The 19,853-nt window shown below is 60.2% G+C and carries 16 protein-coding genes; 11 read left to right on the forward strand and 5 right to left on the reverse strand.

Translation table 11 applies throughout. From position 1 onward, the window contains the following. Positions 1-216: 216 nt before the first annotated feature. Positions 217-981: an IclR family transcriptional regulator gene (locus CP556_RS22750; protein ID WP_176548320.1), complete on the reverse strand. Its 765-nt coding sequence runs from the start codon at positions 979-981 to the stop codon at positions 217-219. Between the two features lie 473 nt (positions 982-1,454). Between CP556_RS22750 and CP556_RS22755 the strand changes: the two genes are divergently transcribed. Continuing rightward, positions 1,455-2,582: an acyl-CoA dehydrogenase family protein gene (locus CP556_RS22755; protein WP_098727890.1), complete on the forward strand. Its 1,128-nt coding sequence runs from the start codon at positions 1,455-1,457 to the stop codon at positions 2,580-2,582. Between the two features lie 153 nt (positions 2,583-2,735). Here CP556_RS22755 and CP556_RS22760 read toward each other — a convergent pair whose 3' ends face one another. Further along, entirely contained in the window at positions 2,736-4,103 is a 1,368-nt protein-coding gene (locus CP556_RS22760; RefSeq protein WP_098727891.1) for an MmgE/PrpD family protein, read from the reverse strand. A gap of 189 nt (positions 4,104-4,292) precedes the next feature. Between CP556_RS22760 and CP556_RS22765 the strand changes: the two genes are divergently transcribed. From CP556_RS22765 to CP556_RS22810, 9 genes are all read left to right on the forward strand, one after another. Beyond that, the gene (locus CP556_RS22765; RefSeq protein WP_098727892.1) at positions 4,293-5,483 is read left to right on the forward strand and encodes a CaiB/BaiF CoA transferase family protein; all 1,191 of its coding nucleotides are present in this window, start codon (positions 4,293-4,295) and stop codon (positions 5,481-5,483) included. A gap of 73 nt (positions 5,484-5,556) precedes the next feature. Next, positions 5,557-6,348, forward strand: a complete 792-nt coding sequence (locus CP556_RS22770; RefSeq protein WP_098727893.1) for an enoyl-CoA hydratase/isomerase family protein — start codon at positions 5,557-5,559, stop codon at positions 6,346-6,348. Between the two features lie 157 nt (positions 6,349-6,505). Beyond that, positions 6,506-7,516: a Bug family tripartite tricarboxylate transporter substrate binding protein gene (locus tag CP556_RS22775; RefSeq protein ID WP_098727894.1), complete on the forward strand. Its 1,011-nt coding sequence runs from the start codon at positions 6,506-6,508 to the stop codon at positions 7,514-7,516. A 144-nt stretch (positions 7,517-7,660) separates the two neighbouring features. Beyond that, a complete protein-coding gene (locus tag CP556_RS22780) occupies positions 7,661-8,227 on the forward strand; it encodes a tripartite tricarboxylate transporter TctB family protein (protein ID WP_176548321.1) in 567 nt (188 codons plus the stop codon). Next, on the forward strand, positions 8,224-9,723 hold the full coding sequence (locus CP556_RS22785; protein WP_098727896.1) for a tripartite tricarboxylate transporter permease: 1,500 nt from the start codon (positions 8,224-8,226) through the stop codon (positions 9,721-9,723). Before CP556_RS22780 ends, CP556_RS22785 begins: the two co-directional genes overlap by 4 nt. Positions 9,724-9,848: 125 nt before the next feature. Next, positions 9,849-10,859 (forward strand): LLM class flavin-dependent oxidoreductase, encoded by a 1,011-nt coding sequence (locus CP556_RS22790; protein WP_098727897.1) that lies wholly within the window; start codon positions 9,849-9,851, stop codon positions 10,857-10,859. Positions 10,860-11,234: 375 nt separating this feature from the next. Continuing rightward, positions 11,235-11,660: a universal stress protein gene (locus CP556_RS22800; RefSeq protein WP_098727899.1), complete on the forward strand. Its 426-nt coding sequence runs from the start codon at positions 11,235-11,237 to the stop codon at positions 11,658-11,660. Positions 11,661-11,686: 26 nt separating this feature from the next. Beyond that, positions 11,687-12,100: an acyl-CoA thioesterase gene (locus CP556_RS22805; protein ID WP_098727900.1), complete on the forward strand. Its 414-nt coding sequence runs from the start codon at positions 11,687-11,689 to the stop codon at positions 12,098-12,100. Between the two features lie 151 nt (positions 12,101-12,251). After that, positions 12,252-13,457 (forward strand): MFS transporter, encoded by a 1,206-nt coding sequence (locus CP556_RS22810; RefSeq protein ID WP_255291573.1) that lies wholly within the window; start codon positions 12,252-12,254, stop codon positions 13,455-13,457. Positions 13,458-13,488: 31 nt separating this feature from the next. On the opposite strand, the gene CP556_RS22815 is transcribed toward CP556_RS22810, so the two are convergent. Then, positions 13,489-14,658: a threonine synthase gene (locus CP556_RS22815; protein WP_098728256.1), complete on the reverse strand. Its 1,170-nt coding sequence runs from the start codon at positions 14,656-14,658 to the stop codon at positions 13,489-13,491. Positions 14,659-14,760: 102 nt separating this feature from the next. Then, complete coding sequence (locus CP556_RS22820) at positions 14,761-16,422, reverse strand: gamma-glutamyltransferase family protein (RefSeq protein WP_098727901.1); 1,662 nt, start codon at positions 16,420-16,422, stop codon at positions 14,761-14,763. Positions 16,423-16,600: 178 nt separating this feature from the next. On the opposite strand from CP556_RS22820, the gene tcuA reads away from it, so the two are divergent. Next, positions 16,601-18,004 carry an FAD-dependent tricarballylate dehydrogenase TcuA gene (gene tcuA / locus CP556_RS22825; RefSeq protein ID WP_098727902.1) on the forward strand — a complete coding sequence of 468 codons (1,404 nt, stop codon included), beginning with the start codon at positions 16,601-16,603 and terminating at the stop codon, positions 18,002-18,004. 302 nt (positions 18,005-18,306) lie between these two features. Here tcuA and CP556_RS22830 read toward each other — a convergent pair whose 3' ends face one another. After that, a complete protein-coding gene (locus tag CP556_RS22830) occupies positions 18,307-19,782 on the reverse strand; it encodes an aldehyde dehydrogenase (protein ID WP_098727903.1) in 1,476 nt (491 codons plus the stop codon). Positions 19,783-19,853: the final 71 nt, after the last annotated feature.

Here is a 19,853-nt window from a genome sequence, read left to right on the forward strand (position 1 = left end):
ATAGCCGGGACCTGGATTAGAATAACAATAGTACTATTGTTATCCCCTACTGTCGATCACCGATAGCATTCACAGATCGACGTATATAGTTCGGCGAGCTACGACATCGACAGGAAGCGAGGACGGTGACTCTATCGATACGAGTAGCGGGGAGAATCCCCACAGGAGTTGCTGTGGTCGTCATCGGGGAGAGAGCAAACGGGACGATCTGGCGGCTCAATCCGAGTACACGATTTCTAACTCCAGTTCGTTTACCGTGGCCAAGAGGAGATCTGGGAGTTTTTCGCGGAGAAAATCGCCTTTCATCCGTTTGGCTGGGCCGGAGATCGTCAGTGCACCGAGAACGCTGCTGTTTGGATCTCGTACGGGCGCAGCAACTGCGTTGCTTCCTTCGTAGTGTTCCTCAATATTGTATGCGACACCGGTTTCTCGAATGGTCTCGAGTTCTTCGAACAGGGATTCCTCAGTAGCGATGCTGTGCTCCGTGGCGGCGTTGAGCCCGTGTTCCTCAATGATCTCATGTACTCGATCGTCGGAGAGATAGGCGAGAATCGCTTTTCCCGCTGCTGTGACGTGAAGCGGGAAGTCCGTTCCTTTTCCAGTAAACGTCTCCACAGCGAGATTCCCCGTTCTCGTATACACGTATCGACCGCGACCGTGCTCTTCGATGACGAAGTGAGTGCGACCACCGGTTTCCTCAGCAAGGGACTCAACCCGCGTTTCGGCTTTTCGATATGCTGGTTTTCGGCGTCGTGTGTATTCTCCAATATGGAGATATTCCATGCTCGGATAGTACAGGTCACCCTCTTTGATCACGTACCCCTCGTCTAACAACGTCTGGAGGTGTTTGTGTGAGGTGCTCGGAGCGATATCGAGTTCGTTTGCAATTTCCGTTACACGCGCCCCATCCCGTCTTACGAGTTCTTGAACGACGCTGAGGCTAATCCCGACCGCGTTAATCTGTTGCCGGTTGTTTGCCATAGTGGCCAATGGAAGGGCCACTATATAAAATTCATGCCTGGGAAAGCATCTAACACTCATTCATGCATGGTGAATCAATTTGTATTTCTTAGTCTGTGAGAACGCTCTGTGACGATAGTCGCAATCCCTCCCTTGTTATGCGAACTCATGACGCATGTTATAGTAAGCGGATTTATATAATTTCTTCTCTAGAAATCGTGGATTTTACCGGGAAATTTCTGACCGGCGAATCCGCACAATTGGCATAGTACGTCGTTATCTGGGCTTATCATTCACAGATGGGTTCTTCCTACATGAATATTGTATAATAGCTGTTGAAATTAGCGTATTAATACGGTATACTGCCACACATGCAGTTTCCGAGAGCGAAAACGGTCACACAGCAATTACCGTGTAAAATCACATCAGTTGGTGTTCGAAACTGTGGTCGCCGCTACCACAACTCTCATAGTCCGTTACCGCAATCGTGCAGTATGGACTTTCACCTGACTGATGAGCAGCAGTTAGTGTATGAGACTGCGTCCGACATTGCGGAACAGGAGTTCGAAGCCGACGCATTCACGTGGGAAGACGAGTTTCCGGCCCCAAACCAGACCGTTCTCGCGGAACAGGAACTTCTCGGTATTGGGCTTCCGAGAGAGTACGGTGGTGGCGGTTACTCACCTATCGAAGTGTTGCTCGCTCAGGAAGCCGTCGGCCGAGTCTGCCCGGATACCGCACACATTCTGTCGCGGTCGTCAATGGGACCGCCTCGAGTCATCGCCGAACTCGGGAGTGACTACCTGAAGGAAAAATATCTCCCGCGTGTCTGTGCCGGCGATGCGATTATCTCCGTCGCGATCTCGGAATCCAGGGCTGGATCCGATGCGGGGAACATGCAAACGAGCGTCGAGTATGACGGTGATCAGCTCGTCCTCAACGGAAGCAAGATGTGGGTAACGAAAGCCCAACAGTGCGCTGCGTTTCTCGTCTACGCTCGCTTCCCCGACGATAACATCGGTGCCATCGTCGTCGACAAGGATACTGATGGCCTCTCGCTCGACGATGGGACGACGAACATGGCGGGACACGTCCAGAACGAACTGTATTTCGACGACTGCCGCGTTCCGGAAGAGCAGGTTCTGGTCCACGAGAAAGAGGCGTTCAAGGAACTGATGATCGAGTTCAACGTGGAACGTTGTCACAACGCGATGATGTGCGTCGCGTGTGGGTTGAACGCCTTCGACAAGGCTCTCACGTACGCAAAGGAGCGAGAACAGTTCGGACAGCCGATCGGCGATTTCCAGGGTATCGAGTGGAAACTTGCGGACATGGCGATCGACCTCGAGGCAGCGCGCCTTCTCATATACAGGGCGGCGGCCAACGCACAGGACAGCGATCCGTCGCGTCTCGAGACGTCGATTGCGAAGGTCAAAGCCAACGAGGTCGGTCAGCACGTCGTCGATGAGGCGCTCCAGATTCACGGGGCGATCGGCTATATGCAGGATTCGCCGCTCGAGTACATGTACCGGTGGGTCCGCGGATGGAAGATCGCCGGCGGGACGGTCGAGGTCCAGCGGAACGGAATTGCCAGCTACCTCAAGAAATACGGTCTCGAGTAACTGCTGTACGCTCCGGGATAACTCGGTGGGAGACGGCCTCCGGACGAGGTCCTAAATTCTCGAGCGGAAACGGTCGTCGCTATCGTGGGTGGGCTGTGGTTCCGTATTCGATGCGATAGGTGGATAGCTGGATGACAGCGCAGCGACGAGCCGTTACAGGGATTCCGTGAACGTCGCGACCGAATCGTACTCGGTAATCGAGAACGCGTTCTCGATGATCGTCTCTCGTTGCGCTTCGGAGAGGGCTGCGCCGGTGATGTCGTGGAACTTCTCTTCGATCTGCTCCCGCGAGAGCGGTTTCTCGGGGGCACCTAACGGATATTTCACGACCTCCTCGTACTGTTCGCCGGAGTGCAGCGTCACGACCACGCGTGCTGGTCGCGTCTCCGGATAGATCGCCTCCATCTCGTCGGTTTTGACTACGTCGACGTTGTCGATGAGCGCGTTAATCTCCGGATTGTCCGCGTTCGACGGGTCGAACTGAGCGAGTTTCGCCGATCCCGTGACGAGTGCGACCGCGACTCCGTACGGGATACTCATCTGCGTATCGAGCAGATTCTCGACCGTCTTCTTGTCGTGATGCGACGCGGTCCCGTACGTTTCGACCCGGATCGACTCGACGTCGGCCGCCGTCACTCCCTCGTCACGAATCGTCTGTACGGCCTCGATCGGACCGTGAATATGGCGACAGCATGGGAACGCCTTCAGGTAGTTTTCGGTCACCGAGAACGGGTCGCCCAGGTTCTCGAACGGCTCGAGATCGTACTCGTCGGTGAACGCTCTCGCGAATCCGTCTTTTCCCTCGATGATCGTGTCCGGTCCGTCGAACCCGGTTGCGGCGAGTTCGCCGGCGAGAATGCCGGCCATTGCGGCTCGTCCCGGGTGGAACCGCTTGGCCATCGATCCCTTTTCGAGGAACTCGAAGAGCCCTCCCGCCTGCGTCCCCGCCAGACCGATGGCGTGAGCCGTCTCCGTCTCGTCGAGATCGAGAATGCAACTCACCGCCGCAGCGGCCCCGAAACAGCCACACGTTGCCGTCGCATGAAAGCCCCGTTCGCGGTGAGAGGTCTGGACGGACTTTGCGGTCTGTACCATCCCTTCGTATCCAGCGACGATGGCAGTGATGAGTTCCGTTCCGGACGCGTTCGTTTTCTCAGCGGTGGCGAGTGCTGCCGGAATGACGGCACTCCCAGGGTGCCCGGCAGCACTTCTGTGTCCATCATCGACGTCTAACGCGTGAGCGAGCGTTCCGTTGGCGAGCGCTGCGAACTGTGCGGGCGGAGCGCTCTCGTTACCGATGACCGTCGCTTCGCCGCTATCGTACTGGTCGACGTAACTGAGAATGCGCTCTCCCGGCTCGGTATCGATCCCTGCATATGCCGCCGCGAGCGTGTCGACGAGCGCCTTTTTCGCCGCCTCGATCACCTCGTCGTCTAACGACTCGTACTCCAGGCCGGTACAGAACTTCGCTAACCGAACCGTTTCGCCGTCTTCGTGGCGTTGCTGGGTATTCTGTCCCATGGGTACTACATCTACTGCTCGCCTTTATAACTTTACCCAGGGATCGGTGGTGTACCAGTCCCGCACACGACTGCGGTATCCGCGGCGTGTCCGTTCGGACTATCTTACTCTCTGAATGGACGATTCGGTGAAATGCGACGGGGAGACAGAGGGAAAGTACATATATCTTCGTCAGATACAGAGTGGTGTATGTCACAACCACTGGACGGTGTTCGAGTCCTCGATCTCGGGCAGATCTATCAAGGTGGCTACAGCGGACTCCTCCTGTCGTTTTTAGGGGCCGATGTAGTCAAAGTCGAGCCGCCGTGGGGGGAGAACGTCCGGACGCGAAGCGAGGACGGGAAACCCCCACAGTACCAGTTCATGAACGCGACGAAACGGGGGATCACGCTCAATCTCAAGTCCCAGGAGGGAAAAGAGACGCTCAAGGACCTCGCCGCCGAAGCGGACGTCCTTCTCGAGAACTTTGCAACCGGGAAGATGGACGACCTCGGCGTTGGATACGACGTGCTCCGCGAGGTGAACCCCGCTCTCGTCTACGCACACGGATCCGGTTACGGCGACGACGGGCCATATGCCGAGTACCCGGCGATGGATCTGACGGTTCAGGCGATGAGCGGCGCGATGCATACCACCGGCTACTCGGATCAGCCGCCGGTGAAGGCCGGTCCGGCGATCTCCGATTTCATGGGTGCGCTTCATCTCGTCGTCGGGATCGTCAGTGCGCTCTTCGAGCGCGAGTCGACCGGAGAGGGACAGTACGTCGAAGTCGGGATGTTCGATACCATGTACCCGACGCTGGCGTCGCCGGTATCCTCGATAGTCGATCAGAACGACGCACCCCCGCGTACGGGTAACAAACACTCCGGCCTGGCCATTGCTCCGTACAACACGTACGAAGTCGAAGACGGGCACGTTGCTATCATCTGTATCTCCGAGCGCCACTGGGACGAGCTGACCGAAGTCATGGGGCGGCCGGAACTGTCGGACGTAGAGAAGTACTCGTCGAAGGCCCGTCGAGCAACGCACATCGAGGAAGTCGATGGCTACGTCGAAGAGTGGCTGGACGGGAAAACCAAGGACGAAGTGATGGAAATTCTCCTGGAGGCCAACGTGCCGAGCGCTCCGGTCAAAACGGTCGAAGAGATCATCGAAGATCCACACCTCGAGCACCGAAACATGATCAAACGCCTCCCGAACCAGACGGACGGGACGGACGAAATACCGGTGCCCGGCATGCCGATCAAGTTCTCGGACGCTGACGAACCGGATATTGAACGCGCTCCGTTTCTCGGCGAACACACCGACGAGATCCTCGCCGAGATCGCGCGCTACTCGGACGAAGAGATCGAGCAACTGAGAGAGAAGGACGTCATTTGAATCGGCGATCGAACTGCGGCGCGAGGCAGCGCTCCGATCGAAACGCACCACAGAAGGAATCTGAACGACACTCATGACACAATTTGACAAAATCGAGTACTCGGTGACGGACGAACGAGCGGAGATCGTCTTCGATAGGCCCGACGTTCTGAACGCGTTCGACGCGCAGATGTTAGAGGAGATAACCGAGGCGTTGTACGAGGCGATGACCGATCAGGCGGTCAGCGTCGTCTTGCTCACCGGAAACGGCCGCGGCTTTTGCAGCGGTGCCGACGTCAGCAACATGGACGGCCGCGATGACCGAGACACGCCGTGGGACTACCGAGCGCATCTCGGAATGGTCCAGAACGTCGTCCGACTGCTCTATAACGGGGAGAAGCCGACGATCGCGGCGATCAACGGACCCGCGATCGGTGCCGGATGCGATTTCGCACTCGCCTGTGACCTCCGAGTGGCCAGTGAGGAAGCCGTCCTTCGGCAACAGTTCGTCAACATCGGTCTCGTGCCCGGTGACGGCGGCGGGTGGCTCCTCCCTCGTCTGATCGGAGAGAGCAAAGCGAAAGAGTACCTGTTGACGGGGAAGGACATCACACCCGAGGCTGCACTAGCGGACGGACTCGTCGTCGACGTCGTCGAGGACGGAGAAACGCGTTCCACCGCACGCGAACTCGGCAACGACATCGCCGCGAAGCCAAGGACCGGTGTTCGCGGCACCAAATCGCTCGTAGACGTTTCTCAATCGTTCGAGGAGTACACGCAAGCGGCGTTCGAGCGACAGTGGGAATGCGTCAACGACGCGGAGCATTCCGAGGCCGTCGCCGCTATGCGCGAGGGCCGAGAGCCCGATTTCGACCGGGAGGAGTGATGGCTACCCTGTGACGACGGCGCTCGAGGGGACGAGAGCGCCGTTCCCGGGATCAAACGTACTACCGACACGAATAGCTGACAGGTCTCGTTTTATTGTCTATTTATCACTGGGGATAAGTCATCTTTATATATTATTAGGCATATGGTCTCTGTGTATGGCAGACAACCACAAGAGAAGTCGACGGGACGTTCTCAAATACGGTGGGGTATCGATTGCGGGTGCGAGTATCGCTGGCTGTCTCGGTCGCGATGGTGACGGTGAATATCCGAATCAACCGATCCGGATCGTCGTTCCGTTCTCGGAGGGTGGCAGTACCGATACGTACGCTCGACAGCTCCAACCGGCCCTGTCGGACGAACTCGGTGTCGAGATCCAGATCGAAAACGTTCCCGGCTCAGCGTCGCTCCGCGGTGCACAGGAGGCGTTCACCTCCGATCCGGACGGCTACACGTACCTGATGATGAATCCGCCGTCCACGCCGCTGTCCACGATTATCAACGAGACGGACTGGGATATCACCGAGATGAAGGGAGTCGCCACGTACGAGAAGACGGCGATTCTGGCCGTTGCGAATCCGGAACACGAAATCGAGGACTTCGAGGACCTCGTCAGCCGCTACTCCGGCGGGGAACTGAGCCAGTGGGCCGGCCAGACGGTGGGGAGCTACTACCACGTCGCATCACTGTACATGCGTCAGGCCTACGATCTCGATTTCGACGATTACATCGGGTACGAAGGAAACGGACCAGCCACGCAATCCATCGTCTCGAACGAGAATCCGGCCGGTATCTCGTCGTCGGGTGCGACGCAGGGATTCACTGAAGACGATCGACTCGAGGTCGTCGTCCAGCTCGGGAGCGCCGGAACTCCCGCCTATCCGGACACGCCGACGCTGACCGATCTCGGATACGACGACATGGACTTCCTCGGAAACCTCACTCGGACGTTCGCTGCGCCGCCGGAAACGTCGGACGAGAACATCGACACGTTCTCGAGCGCAATCGAAAGCACTCTCGAAGACGACGAAGTCCAGAGTTGGGGCGAGGAGACGGGAGCTAACTTCGTGTACGAAGGTCCGGATTCGACGGATCAGCTCATCAGTGACGTCGTCAACACGGTTGACGAAGAACTGGACGTCGAAGCCATCCGCGAACAGATCAACTGAGTCGACGTAGCGCTTCGAAACTGGATACAGGATCGATCGTTGGAATTGGATCGTGTACCCATTTTCCCCGAACGCGGTATCGAACGATAAGCTATATATCCGTAACTACGCATGGTGTTACCAGACATGGAATTGAAAGGTGGAATGAACATATCAGAAAGGAGCATTGATTACGCAATTAACGCACTGTTCCTGGCCCTCGCGATATACGCGTTCGTCGAATCGTTCTCGTTCACCCAATCGGCCCAAGTGTGGCCGCGAAACGTGAGCCTCTTCATGATCATCGGGGGGACGATCCTCCTTTTCAGAAGCTACCTGCCGGCGGTGGTGAAACCGATCGTCGAAGACAAATCGTTTTTCGATGGCAACGAGAGTCAAGAGATCGCGGACGAGGTCACCGGCGAGGAGGGAACAGAAACCGACTCCGAAGACGCGGCAGACGAACAGGACAGTCAGAGCATCGGTCGATACCCGATAGATAATTCCGTGTTCACGGCGGTGAGCATGCTCGGCTATATCACGCTCGGGTTCGCGATCGGTCTGCTCTGGGCGACGCCGATATTCGTCGCCCTCTACTGCTGGTGGTTCCAGAAACCGTGGTACCTCATGGGAATCCTCTCGGTCCTCGGGTTCGCGGTCGCGTACGGGTTCTGGGATCTGCTCTATCTCCCGATCGATCAGGGAGCGCTCACGGAGATGGTACTCGGATGAGTTTGCACGAACCGATCCTCGCGGGTCTCGAGATCCTGTTCAGCTGGCCGACCATCGGCTGGATGGTTCTCGGCGTTGTCATCGGCATCGTCATCGGTGCGCTGCCGGGGATGGGCGCCTCGCTCGGCATGGCGATCGCGCTCCCGTTGACCCTACCGTTGCAATCGGTCAACGCGCTCATCCTCCTCGTGGGGATTTACAGCGGCTCGATGTACGGTGGCAGTATCGCAGCGATTCTCATCAACGTCCCGGGGACGGCCGGCTCCGCTGCGACCACATTAGACGGCTATCCGCGCTCGAGAATGGGTGAGGCCAAGAACGCGATCGCGATTTCCGCCACCTCGTCCGCGATCGGGGGGACGTTCAGCCTGATTACCCTGCTCTTGCTGATGCCGATCCTGATCGAGGTCGTGTTGCTCTTCCAGACCCCCGAGTACTTCGCCGTCGCCGTACTGGGTCTCTCGCTGATCGTCGTCGTCGCTCGCGGGTCCATCGTGAAGGGGATCCTCTCGGGTGCGTTCGGCGTCCTCCTCGCGACTGTCGGTATCGCACCGATGACGCCGACCCAGCGGTACACCTTCGGGAGGTTACAGCTAATGGACGGCCTCGACTTCATTGCGATCCTGATCGGTCTGTTCGCGATCGCCGAGATGATCAAACTGGCGTCCGAAGGAACGATCGCGAAGAACGACGTCGATATCAGCGGAAACACCGTCAGCGGGATAAAGGAGGCGCTGTCGAAACCGGTGACGATGATCAAATCGTCGTACATCGGAATGCTCGTCGGTGCGATCCCCGGTGGGGGTTCGTCGGCCGCGAACTTCCTTTCGTACGGTGAGGCGATGCGCTCCTCGTCGAACCCCGACGAATTCGGGGAGGGCTCGACGGAAGGACTCGTCGCGTCCGAGGCGTCTAACAACGGCACGATCGGCGGCTCGATCATTCCGACAATCTCCTTCGGAATCCCCGGAAGCGGAGCGACCGCGGTGTTGCTCGGCGGCCTCCTGATGCACGGCCTCCGGCCGGGTCCGCAGCTGTTCGAGGCCCAGGCGGGGACGACGTACGCGATGTTGCTCTCGATCCTCGTCGGTAACGTCGTCATCCTCGCTGTCGGTTTGCTGCTCATCACGCGTGCGAGCTACATTACCAAAATCTCGACGACGACCATCATCCCGATGGTCATCGTCCTCTCGTCGCTCGGTGGAATCGCGCTCCGGTCGAACTGGGTAGACGTCGTGACCGTATTCCTGCTGGGCGTCCTGGGATACTGGATGATGCAGAGTAACTACTCCGTGATCGCGTTCGTCTTGGGAGCGATCCTCGGTCCGATCGCCGAGGAGAACTTCATCCGATCGCTCCAGTTATCGGACGGATCGTACATGATCTTCGCGACGCGCCCGATCACGGCAACGATCCTCTTGGCGGCGTTCCTCATACTCTTCGGCCCCATCCTGAAGCAGTTATACGAACGCACGTCGGGAGCGATCACCTCCTGACGATTCCGCGCTGCTAACAGCTTTTCTTTCCGTCGAAACCGAACGCCAGTATATCGCTCCGACCGTTGTACTGCCACTTGCACAGTACCCATCGGATTTATCGGGGTGCGAGCGAAGGAACAGGTATGAAGTTCGGCTTGCACCTGTTCGGACACCACACGAAATCGGAATCGCCCGCACGGAACTTCGAAACCGTCATCGAGCAAGTAGAGGCCGCTCGAGCGGCGGACTTCGACCTCCTCTGGACTGGACATCACTACCTCAGTGCGGAGAACCAGAAGTTCCAGGCCGTCCCAGCCCTCGGCCGGATCGCCGCGAGCGCGGGTGAGATGCACATTGGAACGTCGTTTTTGCTCCCGTTGCACCATCCGATCATCGTCGCGGAACAGTTCGCAACGCTCGATGCGATAACGGGCGGTCGGATCATCTTCGCCCCGGTGATGGGCTATCGAGACAAGGAATTCGATTCGCTGGGGATCGACAAGTCCGACCGTCTCGGACGGCTCATCGAGGGGGTTCAGATCATCAAGCGCCTCTGGACGGAGGACGACGTCTCGTACGATGGCAAGCACTTCCAGTTCGAGGACGCGACGATCGAGCCGAAACCCGTCCAGGACCCGCGCCCACCGATCTGGATCGGCGGCAACAAGGACAAGGCCATCGAACGAGCGGGGAAACTCGGTGACGTCTGGGTTGCCAACCCTCACGAGGACGAACCGACGATCGCCCGCCAGGTCGAAATCGCGGGCGAACCGAGCGGTGACGGTTATCACGGCGTGATGCCCGCTCGGCGCGACGTGTTCGTCGCCGAGACGGACGCCGAGGCCCTCGAGATTTATGGCCCGGAGATCAAGAAGTACTACGACTGGTACGCCCAGGAGGGGCAGGCCGAGGCCATGGAGAACCCCGACGCCCTCGATCAGCGACTCGACGATCTCAAGGAGGAGCGATTCATTATCGGCTCCCCGGAAACCGTTACGGATCGCCTGGTCTCCCTCCAAGAGGATGTCGGATTGGATTGCGTCCTGATGGGGATGCACCGCCCGGGCGTGCCACACAGCGACGTGTTGCGTTCGATCGAACTGGTCGGCGATGAGGTCATCCCGGCCGTAACCGATCGGCTGGCGACCGAATAGCGGCATACCGAGCCCGCGCAGTAGCGGTTCCCGTCTCCCGTCAGAAGACCCGATGGACGAGTTCCGACAGACAGACGACTGAGGGAACGTCCGTTATCGAAGTTCTCGATCCGACCGGAAACGGTGCCGCTTCCGCTCGTAAAATCACGCCTCGGTCGGAGCGGCTTGCGGAGCATCTCGAGTCGAGCGGCGCTCGGTTCGCTCGACGACTCGAAGCGTAACGCGAACCCGTTCCCGAAACTGTGGCCCGCACTCGACTGGGTCACGAGCCGGCACTCTGACGACACGACCTGTCGGAACCACCGACCGGCCGAATGACGCCGGATACCCCCAGAGAGGGATAACAGTAATAACGGTTCAGAGTATACAACGAGTATGTCAATACTTGCGGCAGTTGATCAGTCAGATCGTTCCGAATTCGTCGTCGAAGAAGCGGCGAAGCTTGCTCGAGCGTTCGACGAAGACATTCACGTTCTCCACGTGCTCAGCACCAGCGAATTCGTGAGTTTGGAACGGACCAGCGTCGAGAACGAAGATCAGGGACTCGAGGTCGACGAAGTACGGGAGGTGGCCGCAACGATCGCCGACGAAACCGCACAGGGCCTCGATCAGCGTTACACACCGGTCGGGCTCGTCGGCGACGCTTCGAAGGAGATCCGCCGATACGCGACCGAACAGGACGTCGAGTACATCGTGTTGAGCCCGCGAAAGCGATCACCGACCGGAAAGGCCATCTTCGGTAGCGTCGCACAGGACGTCATCATCAACGCGACACAGCCTGTCGTCACAGCCAGGGAGTAGCCGTCGTCGATTTCACATCCTGATCCATGAACACGTCCTACACGTACGAGCCGTCGGTCCGCCTTCGAGATCTCGATCGCAACGGACACGTCAACCACCCGGTTTACGCCGCGTACCTCGGCGAAACGCGAGCCGCGTATTACCGCGATGTCCTCGAGGAGGACCTCAGCGAACTCGACACTGTGATCGTCCACATCTCGATCGATTTCGTCGAGTCGATCGAATACGCGGACTCGATCACCATTGATGTGGCCGTCACTGAAATCGGCACCTCGAGCCTGACGATGGAGTACGAAATCCGCCATGACGACGGAACGATGGTCGCGACAGCGAAGACGGTACAGGTCCGGTATGGCAACGGCGGTGCGGAATCCGAGGCGATACCTGACACCTGGCGGCACGCGATCCTCGACTACGAGGACCGGGACGTATCGCGTTGATGGGCCCCGAATCGCCAGTTTCGCTGACCGGGGCCGTCATCGCCGGATCGAATTCGCCGTTCCGTCTCGTGGCGTTCTCGGCAATATTTTCTAGGTTGAGTGGTTTCATGGCACCCAGTAGGCAACAGTAAGCAGGTGCCCAACAGTAATTGTGAATCCCGTTTCGAACATTCGGCAGACGCTACGAATCCTCTGGAGTGACGGCCGCGGGATCGTCCTCGTCACGATCGCCACTGGCTGGTTCTTCTCGCTGGGGGTTCGGATGGTGTACCCGGTGTTACTTCCGCACATTCGAACGACGTACGGAATGGATCTCTCGACGGCCGGATTGCTCTTGACCGCGCTCTGGCTCGCGTACGCGATCGGTCAGCTCCCGGGCGGCGTGTTAGCCGATCGAGTCGGCGAGGGTCGGATCATGATGATCAGTTCCCTCGTCTCGGTCGGGATGATTCTGCTGATCGTCACCGCCCAGTCCGTGTTCGTCCTCTTCGTCGCGACGATTCTCTTCGGGCTGACGACCGCGTTATACGGGGTCGCACGGTTCACGTCGTTATCCCACCTCTATCCGAAACACGACGGCGCTGCGATCGGCATGACGATGGGTGCCGGCGATATGGGGAACACGTTACTCCCCCCGATCGCCGCGTTCGTTGCGACGGCGTTCGCGTGGCAGTACGGGCTCGGAATGGCCGTGCCGATGTTCGCTCTCACCGCGATCGGACTCTGGTACTTCGTTCCGTCGAAGACGTCCGAGACGACGGCAGTCGACTCCGTTTCGATCGAAACGGGACGCTACATCCTCTCGGAGGTCATGCGACCGTCGATGCTCGTGATGGCGACGATTCAGATCCTCGTCTATTGCGTCTGGCAGGCGCTGACCGGGTTCTATCCCACCTACCTCATCGAGATAAAGAACTTCCATCCAACTACCGCGAGCGCCGTCTTCGGGTTCTTCTTCGCCCTCGGCGTCGTCATCAAGCCGCTCTCCGGGACTGCCTACGACCGATTCGGTGCCCAGAAACCCCTTCGGGCGATGCTCATCGCGCTTATGGCGGGGCTGATTGCACTCCCGCTCGTGGACGGGTTCTGGGGCATCGTTCTCGTGACGATCCCTCTCAGCGGCGTTCTGGGCTACAGTGCGATTACGCTGACGTTCATGACCGGTGGATTACCCCAGGACATACAGAATACCGGGCTGGGAACGCTCCGCACGACCTATATGGCGGTCGGGGCGCTCAGTCCCACGTTCGTCGGAACCCTCGCGGACTGGAACTACTTCGACGAGGCGTTCTTTCTGCTGGCGGGACTGACGGGAATCGCTCTCGTCGTCTCCCTTCGGATCACGGCCGACTACTGACGACGACCGATCGTTCGCGCCCGTCTCGCGATCACGCGCCTTTCAATCCGCTGCCGGTCAACGGGAGAACGACGTCATCGTCCGGATCGAGTTTCCCCATCGTTCGGTATCGCTCGAGCGCCGCGAGTACGCTGGCGGATGTCGGCTCGACGTAGAACCCGTTTCGATGGAGCCGCTCGAGCGCCCGTTCGACCGCCGATTCCGTGACGGCGATCGCGTCGCCGTCCGTCGCTTCGATCGCCGCGACGAGCTGTCGCTCTCGAGCGGGACGCCGAATCTGGATGCCGTCGGCCAGCGAGTTACGCCGGGCGGAGCGGTCGTGGAACCGATCGGCGATCGGGGCGTATCCGGCCGCCTGTACGCCGAACAGTTTCGGTACCCGATCGATCCAGCCGGCCCGGAGCAACCGTTCGAACCCCCTGTAGAGGCCGAGAAAGAGCGTCCCGTGTCCGATCGGCGAGACGATCGCGTCCGGAACATTCCAGTCTCTCTGTGCCGCGATTTCGAGCGCCGCAGTCATCGTTCCGGCGTAAAACGCCGGCGACCAGGCGTGGCTCGCGTACCACGCGTCGCCGTTCTGTCGCGTGTCGTGCCCGTTCAAATCGGCCGAATCGGGTCGCGTCTCGCCGACGGCGTCGAGGCAGGCGCTGGTCACGTCGCTTCGAGAACCGGGCACTTCGATGACGGTCGCCCCGACGCGCTCGATCGTCTCACGCTTGCTTGCCTTTACGCCGGCCGGGACGTAGATCTCCGCGTCGATACCCGCTCGAGCGGCGTAGGTTGCAATCGCCGAGCCGGCGTTCCCCGAGGAGTCGTCGACCACCGTGTCGACGCCGAGTTCGACGGCTCTCGAGACGATCGTGGTCGCACCGCGATCCTTGAACGATCCCGTCGGAAAGACGTACTCGAGTTTGCACTCGACGCCGAACTCCGGGACGTCGACGAGCGGCGTGAACCCCTCGCCGAAGCTCGTGTGCCGCTCGATCGGGATGAACTCCTCGAACGCCCAGAGCCCCCGTCGGGTCTCGAGCTCTCGGAACGTGGGACGATCGCCAGCGGGTAGCGGCAACTCCGCGAAATCGAGCGCGTGACCACAGCGACAGCGCCACGGAACGTCGGCCGTCGCGGCGTACTCGGTCCCGCAGGCGCGACAGGTGAGCCCGACCGGGCGGTCGTTTCGATTTGAGTTCTCGGAAGACATGATGAAGACAGTCGAGACAACGAGCGACTGCACCCTATAATTTCGGTGTCGATAGCCGCGTTCACTGATTCGCCGGTGCCACGAGCGGTGGAGTCCGTCCGATCAGTAGCCGGTGACAGTGCCGTCTTTGCGCGGTTCCGTTGCGCCGGACAGCGTCTCCCCCCGTTTCCGGACGATCTGTGCCCCGCCGAACATCGACGGCGGGAGGACGCCGACGTCGTGGCCCTTCCGGGCGAGTTTCGTCTGATTCGGGAACCGCTCTTCGACGCCGAGCGTTCCCGACTCTCGGTACCGCCATCGCGGCGCGTCAAGCGCCGCCTGCAGCGGCAGGTCGTAATCGACGAGGTTCGCGATCATCTGGAGGTGCCCCTGCGGTTGCATGTAGCCTCCCATCACGCCGAAGGCCGCCCAGTCGTCCTCGCCGAAGTTGGCGAGGGCCGGAATGAGCGTGTGGAACGGTTTCTTGCCCGGCTCGAGACTGTTGGGATGGTCGGGATCGAGCGAGAAGGACGCGCCGCGATTCTGGAGGGCGATGCCGGTCTCGCCGGCGACGAGTCCGCTGCCGAAGCCGGCGAACCGGGAGTTGATGAACGAGACGAGGTTCCCGTCCTCGTCGGCGACGGACAGCAAGACGGTGTCGGCGTCCTCCGCGTCGGCGTTCGGAACGCCGACCGCGGGGTCCGCGATCGCCCTCTCACCGATCGCGGTCGCTCGTTCGGCCGCGTATGCTTTCGATGCCAACGGCGGAATCTCCTGAAACTCGGGGTCCGTCACGTAGCGGTGTCCGTCGACGAACGCGAGTTTCAGCGCCTCGACGAGCGCGTGCGTCCGTTCGGGCGAGTCGTAGGCGTGGTCGCCGGCACCGATCTCCTCGGCGATGTTCAGCGCCTCGAGGGCGATCAGCCCTTGGTTGTTCGGCGGGAGTTCGTAGATTTCCGTCCCGTTGTACGTCGTCGAAACGGGATCGACGAACTCGGGTTCGAACGCTGCAAGGTCGTCGACGGTCAGGAAGCCCCCCTTCGACTGAACTTCGTCGGCGATCGCGTCGGCGATCTCACCCTCGTAGACGACGTCGGCACCGCGTTCGGCGATCAATCGCATCGACTCACCGAGGCGGGGCAACGTCACCGTCTCACCGGCCTCCGGACTGTTTCCGTCCGTCAGGAACGCCGCTCGAGCGTGCTCGTCGGTGAACAGATCCTCGGCACCCGTCCAGTCGTGGGCGATCACTTCGGAGACCGGGTATCCTTCGCTCGCGTAGTGAATCGCCGGTTGGAGGGCGTCATGGAGCGTCTTTTCGCCGAATCGCTGGATGGTCGTCTCCCAGCCGCGGGCCGTTCCGGGAACGGTCACCGCGTAAGGACCGAGGAACGGCATTTCGACCGAATCGCCGGTAGCCGACCCGTCGACGGCGTACCCCCTCGATTCGGGGTAGTACCGGGAGAGATCGTCCTCGGACTCGAGTGCGTTCCGAACGGTTTCGATCGTCGCGTCGGCGGGCGCACCGCCACACGAGCGCATCGCTCCGACATCACCGTCCGCCGTTCGGTAGAGGGCGAAGACGTCGCCGCCGAGTCCGGTCGATGTCGGTTCGACGACGTTGAGCGCCGCGGCCGTCGCGACGGCGGCGTCGAAGGCGTTCCCGCCGTCTCGAAGTATTTCGATCCCCGCTTCGGCCGCGAGCGGTTGGCTCGTCGCAACCATGCCGCGGTTCGCGTGCACCGTCGACCGCCTCGATGTGAACCGATCCAGATCGATATCCATGAAACCTTGCTGTGAATCCGAATCCGTAAATCTCGTTGTACCGGCAATCCCTGTGGACCGCCCGATCGTGGCAACCGATTTTCGTTTTCGGACGCACGTCCGAAATGAATGGGCCGTCTCGACTTTTCCCCGAATCGATACCACTAAGATTCTTCATGAGAATCCTCTGGTAGCTCATATGCAACGTAAAGAGTACGACGTCGTTATCGTCGGATGTGGCATTGCCGGTATCACTGCCGGACTGCGAGCAGCGGAACGGGATCTCTCCGTCGCGCTCCTCGAGAAAGCCCCGAAAGAAAACCGCGGCGGTCACACGCAGTTTACGGAATCGTTCCGGATTCCGACCGCTGACATCGATCTCGACGTCGAGTTCAACGTTGAGGATTACACTGCTGCTGACTTCTACTCGGATATCATGAAAGTAACCCACTACCGTGCGGATCAGGATCTGGCGGAAGTGGTAACCCGGGAGGCCGCGGGGATGTTCGAGTGGCTGACCGCTCACGGCGTCGAGTGGGAGTATCAGGCACCCCACCCCGGATACACCGCCGGCCGCGTCTGGCTCGATGGCGAGGAAATGATCGACGAGCTCGTCCCGATCCTCGAGGAGAAGGGAGTCGACGTTCACTACCGGGCCGATGCCCGAGACGTGATCCGGGGAGACGACGGTGCCGCGGCCGGTATCGAAGCGTTCGTCGACGGCCAGCGGACGCGTTTCGAAGCTGACGCGACGATTCTGGCAGCCGGTGACTACGGCTCGAGCAAGGAGAAACGGACGCGCTATTACGGCCCGGGATACGGGAACATGAAGGTCCGCGGAAGCCGGTACAACACCGGTGAAGTCATCGAAGCCGCGATGGACGTCGGTGCGAAGTCCGACGGTGAGTGGGGCGACGCGCACATGGCAATAATCGACGCCGGCTCTCCCGACGTCGAGGGCGGAATCACCCGTATCGACGGCTACCAGTACGGACTCATCCTCAACCACGACGGCGAGCGGTTCGTCGACGAGGGCGAGGACGCACGAGCGCACACGTACGCGAAATTCGGTCGTCGGATCTTCGAACAACCCCACCACGAGGCGTTCATCATCGTCGACTCGAAGGTCGTCGACGACGTCGCACACATGGGCCCGTCCCGAGCGATCACCGCCGACTCGATCGAGTCGCTCGCTCACCGCGTCGATATCGAAAACGTCGAACGCGCCGTCGAAACCGTCGACGAGTACAACGCCGCCTGTGATCCGGAATCGATCGGCGACCACGACCCCGAAGTCCTCGACGGCAACGCCACTGAGGGCCTCGAACTGCCCAAATCCAACTGGGCGCTCCCGCTGGACGAGCCACCGTACACCGCGTATCCGGTCACCGGCGGGATGACGTTCTCGTTCGGCGGCGTCGCCATCACCCCGGACGCGGAGGTGCTCGACACCACGGACACCGTCATCCCCGGCCTCTACGGCGCCGGAAACGTCACCGGCGGGTTGTTCTACAACAACTACCCCGGCGGAACCGGATTGACGAACGCTGCCGTCTTCGGCAAAGTCGCCGCCGAAACCGCAGCAGAATACGTTAGCCAGTAACACCGATACACCGCGCGATAGCGCCCGCTGTCACGAGGAGCGGTTGGTATCCGTCTGCTACCGACAGGGACGGAGTCCTCCGGACGGTCGCGACGAATCCACCATCGTCGGACGGTCGCGACGAATCGACATCACCGGACGGCTGCTATCCTATCGATTCCGAACAGTCGTTTCTCGAGCGTTGGCTCTTGTCTCACACGTGCAGTTACCCCATCCCGCTGACTCGAGACTCGCCGCTCGTGACGAGTTGGCGACCAATCCTCACCGAAACGCAAAATACCGGGTCGAGAGTCGATCGACCCTTACGCGAACTTGTCGTCCGTCTCTTCGTCGAGTTCGACCCAGACGGTCTTCGTTTCGAGGTATTCTTCGATCCCGTCTACGCCGTTTTCACGCCCCCAGCCGCTTTCCTTGTATCCGCCCTGCGGGGCAGTAAAGCTCGAGTTGCCGTAGTTGTTGACCCAGATCCGCCCGGCGCGGATGGCCGAACTCACCCGATGCGCTCGACGGATGTCTTCGGTCCAGACGCCGCCTGCGAGGCCGAAGTCGACATCGTTTGCGAGGTCGATGGCTTCGGATTCGGAGCCGAACTCGATGACGGCGAGCACCGGACCGAAGACCTCCTCCTGGGCGAGGCGATCGTCGTTGTCGACGTCGGTGAATATCGTCGGCTGGAAGAACCGGTCACAGCCGTCGATGGTCACCGGTTCGCCGCCCGTCACGAGCGTCGATCCCGCCGCTTTGGCGATATCGACGTAGGACGCGACGGTCTCGAACTGTTCGTCGGACGCCAGCGGCCCCATCTCCGTGTTCGGATCCGATGGATCGCCGAGCTCGATCTCCTCGGCTCGCGTCGCGAGTTCCGCGACGAACTCGTCGTGGATGTCCTCGTGGAGGAGTAGTCGTGATCCCGCGGAACACGATTGGCCAGCCGCGGAGAAGATGCCGGCGAGCGCGCCGTTGATCGCGTTCTCGAGATTGGCATCGGGGAAGACGATGTTCGGACTCTTGCCGCCGAGTTCCATCGAGGTCTGTTTGAAGGTCTTCCCGGCCTGACTCGCGATGTACGAGCCGGTGTCCGAGCCGCCTGTAAAGCTGATTTTGTCAACGAGGTCGTGTGAAACGAGCGCTTCGCCGGCCTCGTCGCCGAACCCAGTAACGACGTTGACGACGCCGTCAGGGAAGCCGGCTTCGTCGATCGCTTCGGCAAGCGCCAGCGCCGACGCAGATGTCTTCTCGTCGGGCTTGAGGACGACGGCATTACCGGCCGCGAGCGCCGGCGCGAGTTTCCATGTCGCCAGCATCGTCGGCGAGTTCCACGGTGTGATCGCGCCGACGACGCCGACCGGCTCTTTCTCGGTGTAGACGTGTTTGTCGGGCTTGTGTACGGGGATCGTTTCGCCGTGAATCTTGTCCGCGAGACCGGCGTAGTACCGGTACCAATCCGGAATCGCCTCGTGTTGGCTGCTCATCTCCCGGATCGGCTTCCCGTTGTCTCGCACCTCCATTTCGGCGTGGCGTTCCCCGCGTTCCTCGAGTACGTCGGCCAGTTCGGTCAGATATTCGCCGCGTTCGGTCTGCGTCAGTTCCGCCCACTCGCTGTTGAAAACGGCCTCGTGCGCAGCGCTGACGGCGCGGTCGACGTCAGCAGCTAGCCCGCGCGGAATTTCGATCCACTCTTCGTCCGTGTACGGATCGGTACTTCCGAACCATTCGTTGGACGACGGCTCGACGAACTCGCCGTCGATGTACAGACGGTTGGCATCACTTGTCGACATTGCGTATCCCTTCTACTACGTTCACTTCATTGTTTCCCTGTGTGTGTGGCAATAGAGTGCGGTTTTGCGGC

Source organism: Natrinema sp. CBA1119 (assembly GCF_002572525.1).
In the GTDB taxonomy this organism is placed as follows: domain Archaea; phylum Halobacteriota; class Halobacteria; order Halobacteriales; family Natrialbaceae; genus Natrinema.

Coding starts and splice junctions, on each gene's coding strand:
- CP556_RS22750 (WP_176548320.1), bottom strand. CDS start 981: ATGGCAAACAACCGGCAACAGATTAACGCGGTCGGGATTAGCCTCAGC.
- CP556_RS22755 (WP_098727890.1), top strand. CDS start 1,455: ATGGACTTTCACCTGACTGATGAGCAGCAGTTAGTGTATGAGACTGCG.
- CP556_RS22760 (WP_098727891.1), bottom strand. CDS start 4,103: ATGGGACAGAATACCCAGCAACGCCACGAAGACGGCGAAACGGTTCGG.
- CP556_RS22765 (WP_098727892.1), top strand. CDS start 4,293: ATGTCACAACCACTGGACGGTGTTCGAGTCCTCGATCTCGGGCAGATC.
- CP556_RS22770 (WP_098727893.1), top strand. CDS start 5,557: ATGACACAATTTGACAAAATCGAGTACTCGGTGACGGACGAACGAGCG.
- CP556_RS22775 (WP_098727894.1), top strand. CDS start 6,506: ATGGCAGACAACCACAAGAGAAGTCGACGGGACGTTCTCAAATACGGT.
- CP556_RS22780 (WP_176548321.1), top strand. CDS start 7,661: ATGAACATATCAGAAAGGAGCATTGATTACGCAATTAACGCACTGTTC.
- CP556_RS22785 (WP_098727896.1), top strand. CDS start 8,224: ATGAGTTTGCACGAACCGATCCTCGCGGGTCTCGAGATCCTGTTCAGC.
- CP556_RS22790 (WP_098727897.1), top strand. CDS start 9,849: ATGAAGTTCGGCTTGCACCTGTTCGGACACCACACGAAATCGGAATCG.
- CP556_RS22800 (WP_098727899.1), top strand. CDS start 11,235: ATGTCAATACTTGCGGCAGTTGATCAGTCAGATCGTTCCGAATTCGTC.
- CP556_RS22805 (WP_098727900.1), top strand. CDS start 11,687: ATGAACACGTCCTACACGTACGAGCCGTCGGTCCGCCTTCGAGATCTC.
- CP556_RS22815 (WP_098728256.1), bottom strand. CDS start 14,658: ATGTCTTCCGAGAACTCAAATCGAAACGACCGCCCGGTCGGGCTCACC.
- CP556_RS22820 (WP_098727901.1), bottom strand. CDS start 16,422: ATGGATATCGATCTGGATCGGTTCACATCGAGGCGGTCGACGGTGCAC.
- tcuA (WP_098727902.1), top strand. CDS start 16,601: ATGCAACGTAAAGAGTACGACGTCGTTATCGTCGGATGTGGCATTGCC.
- CP556_RS22830 (WP_098727903.1), bottom strand. CDS start 19,782: ATGTCGACAAGTGATGCCAACCGTCTGTACATCGACGGCGAGTTCGTC.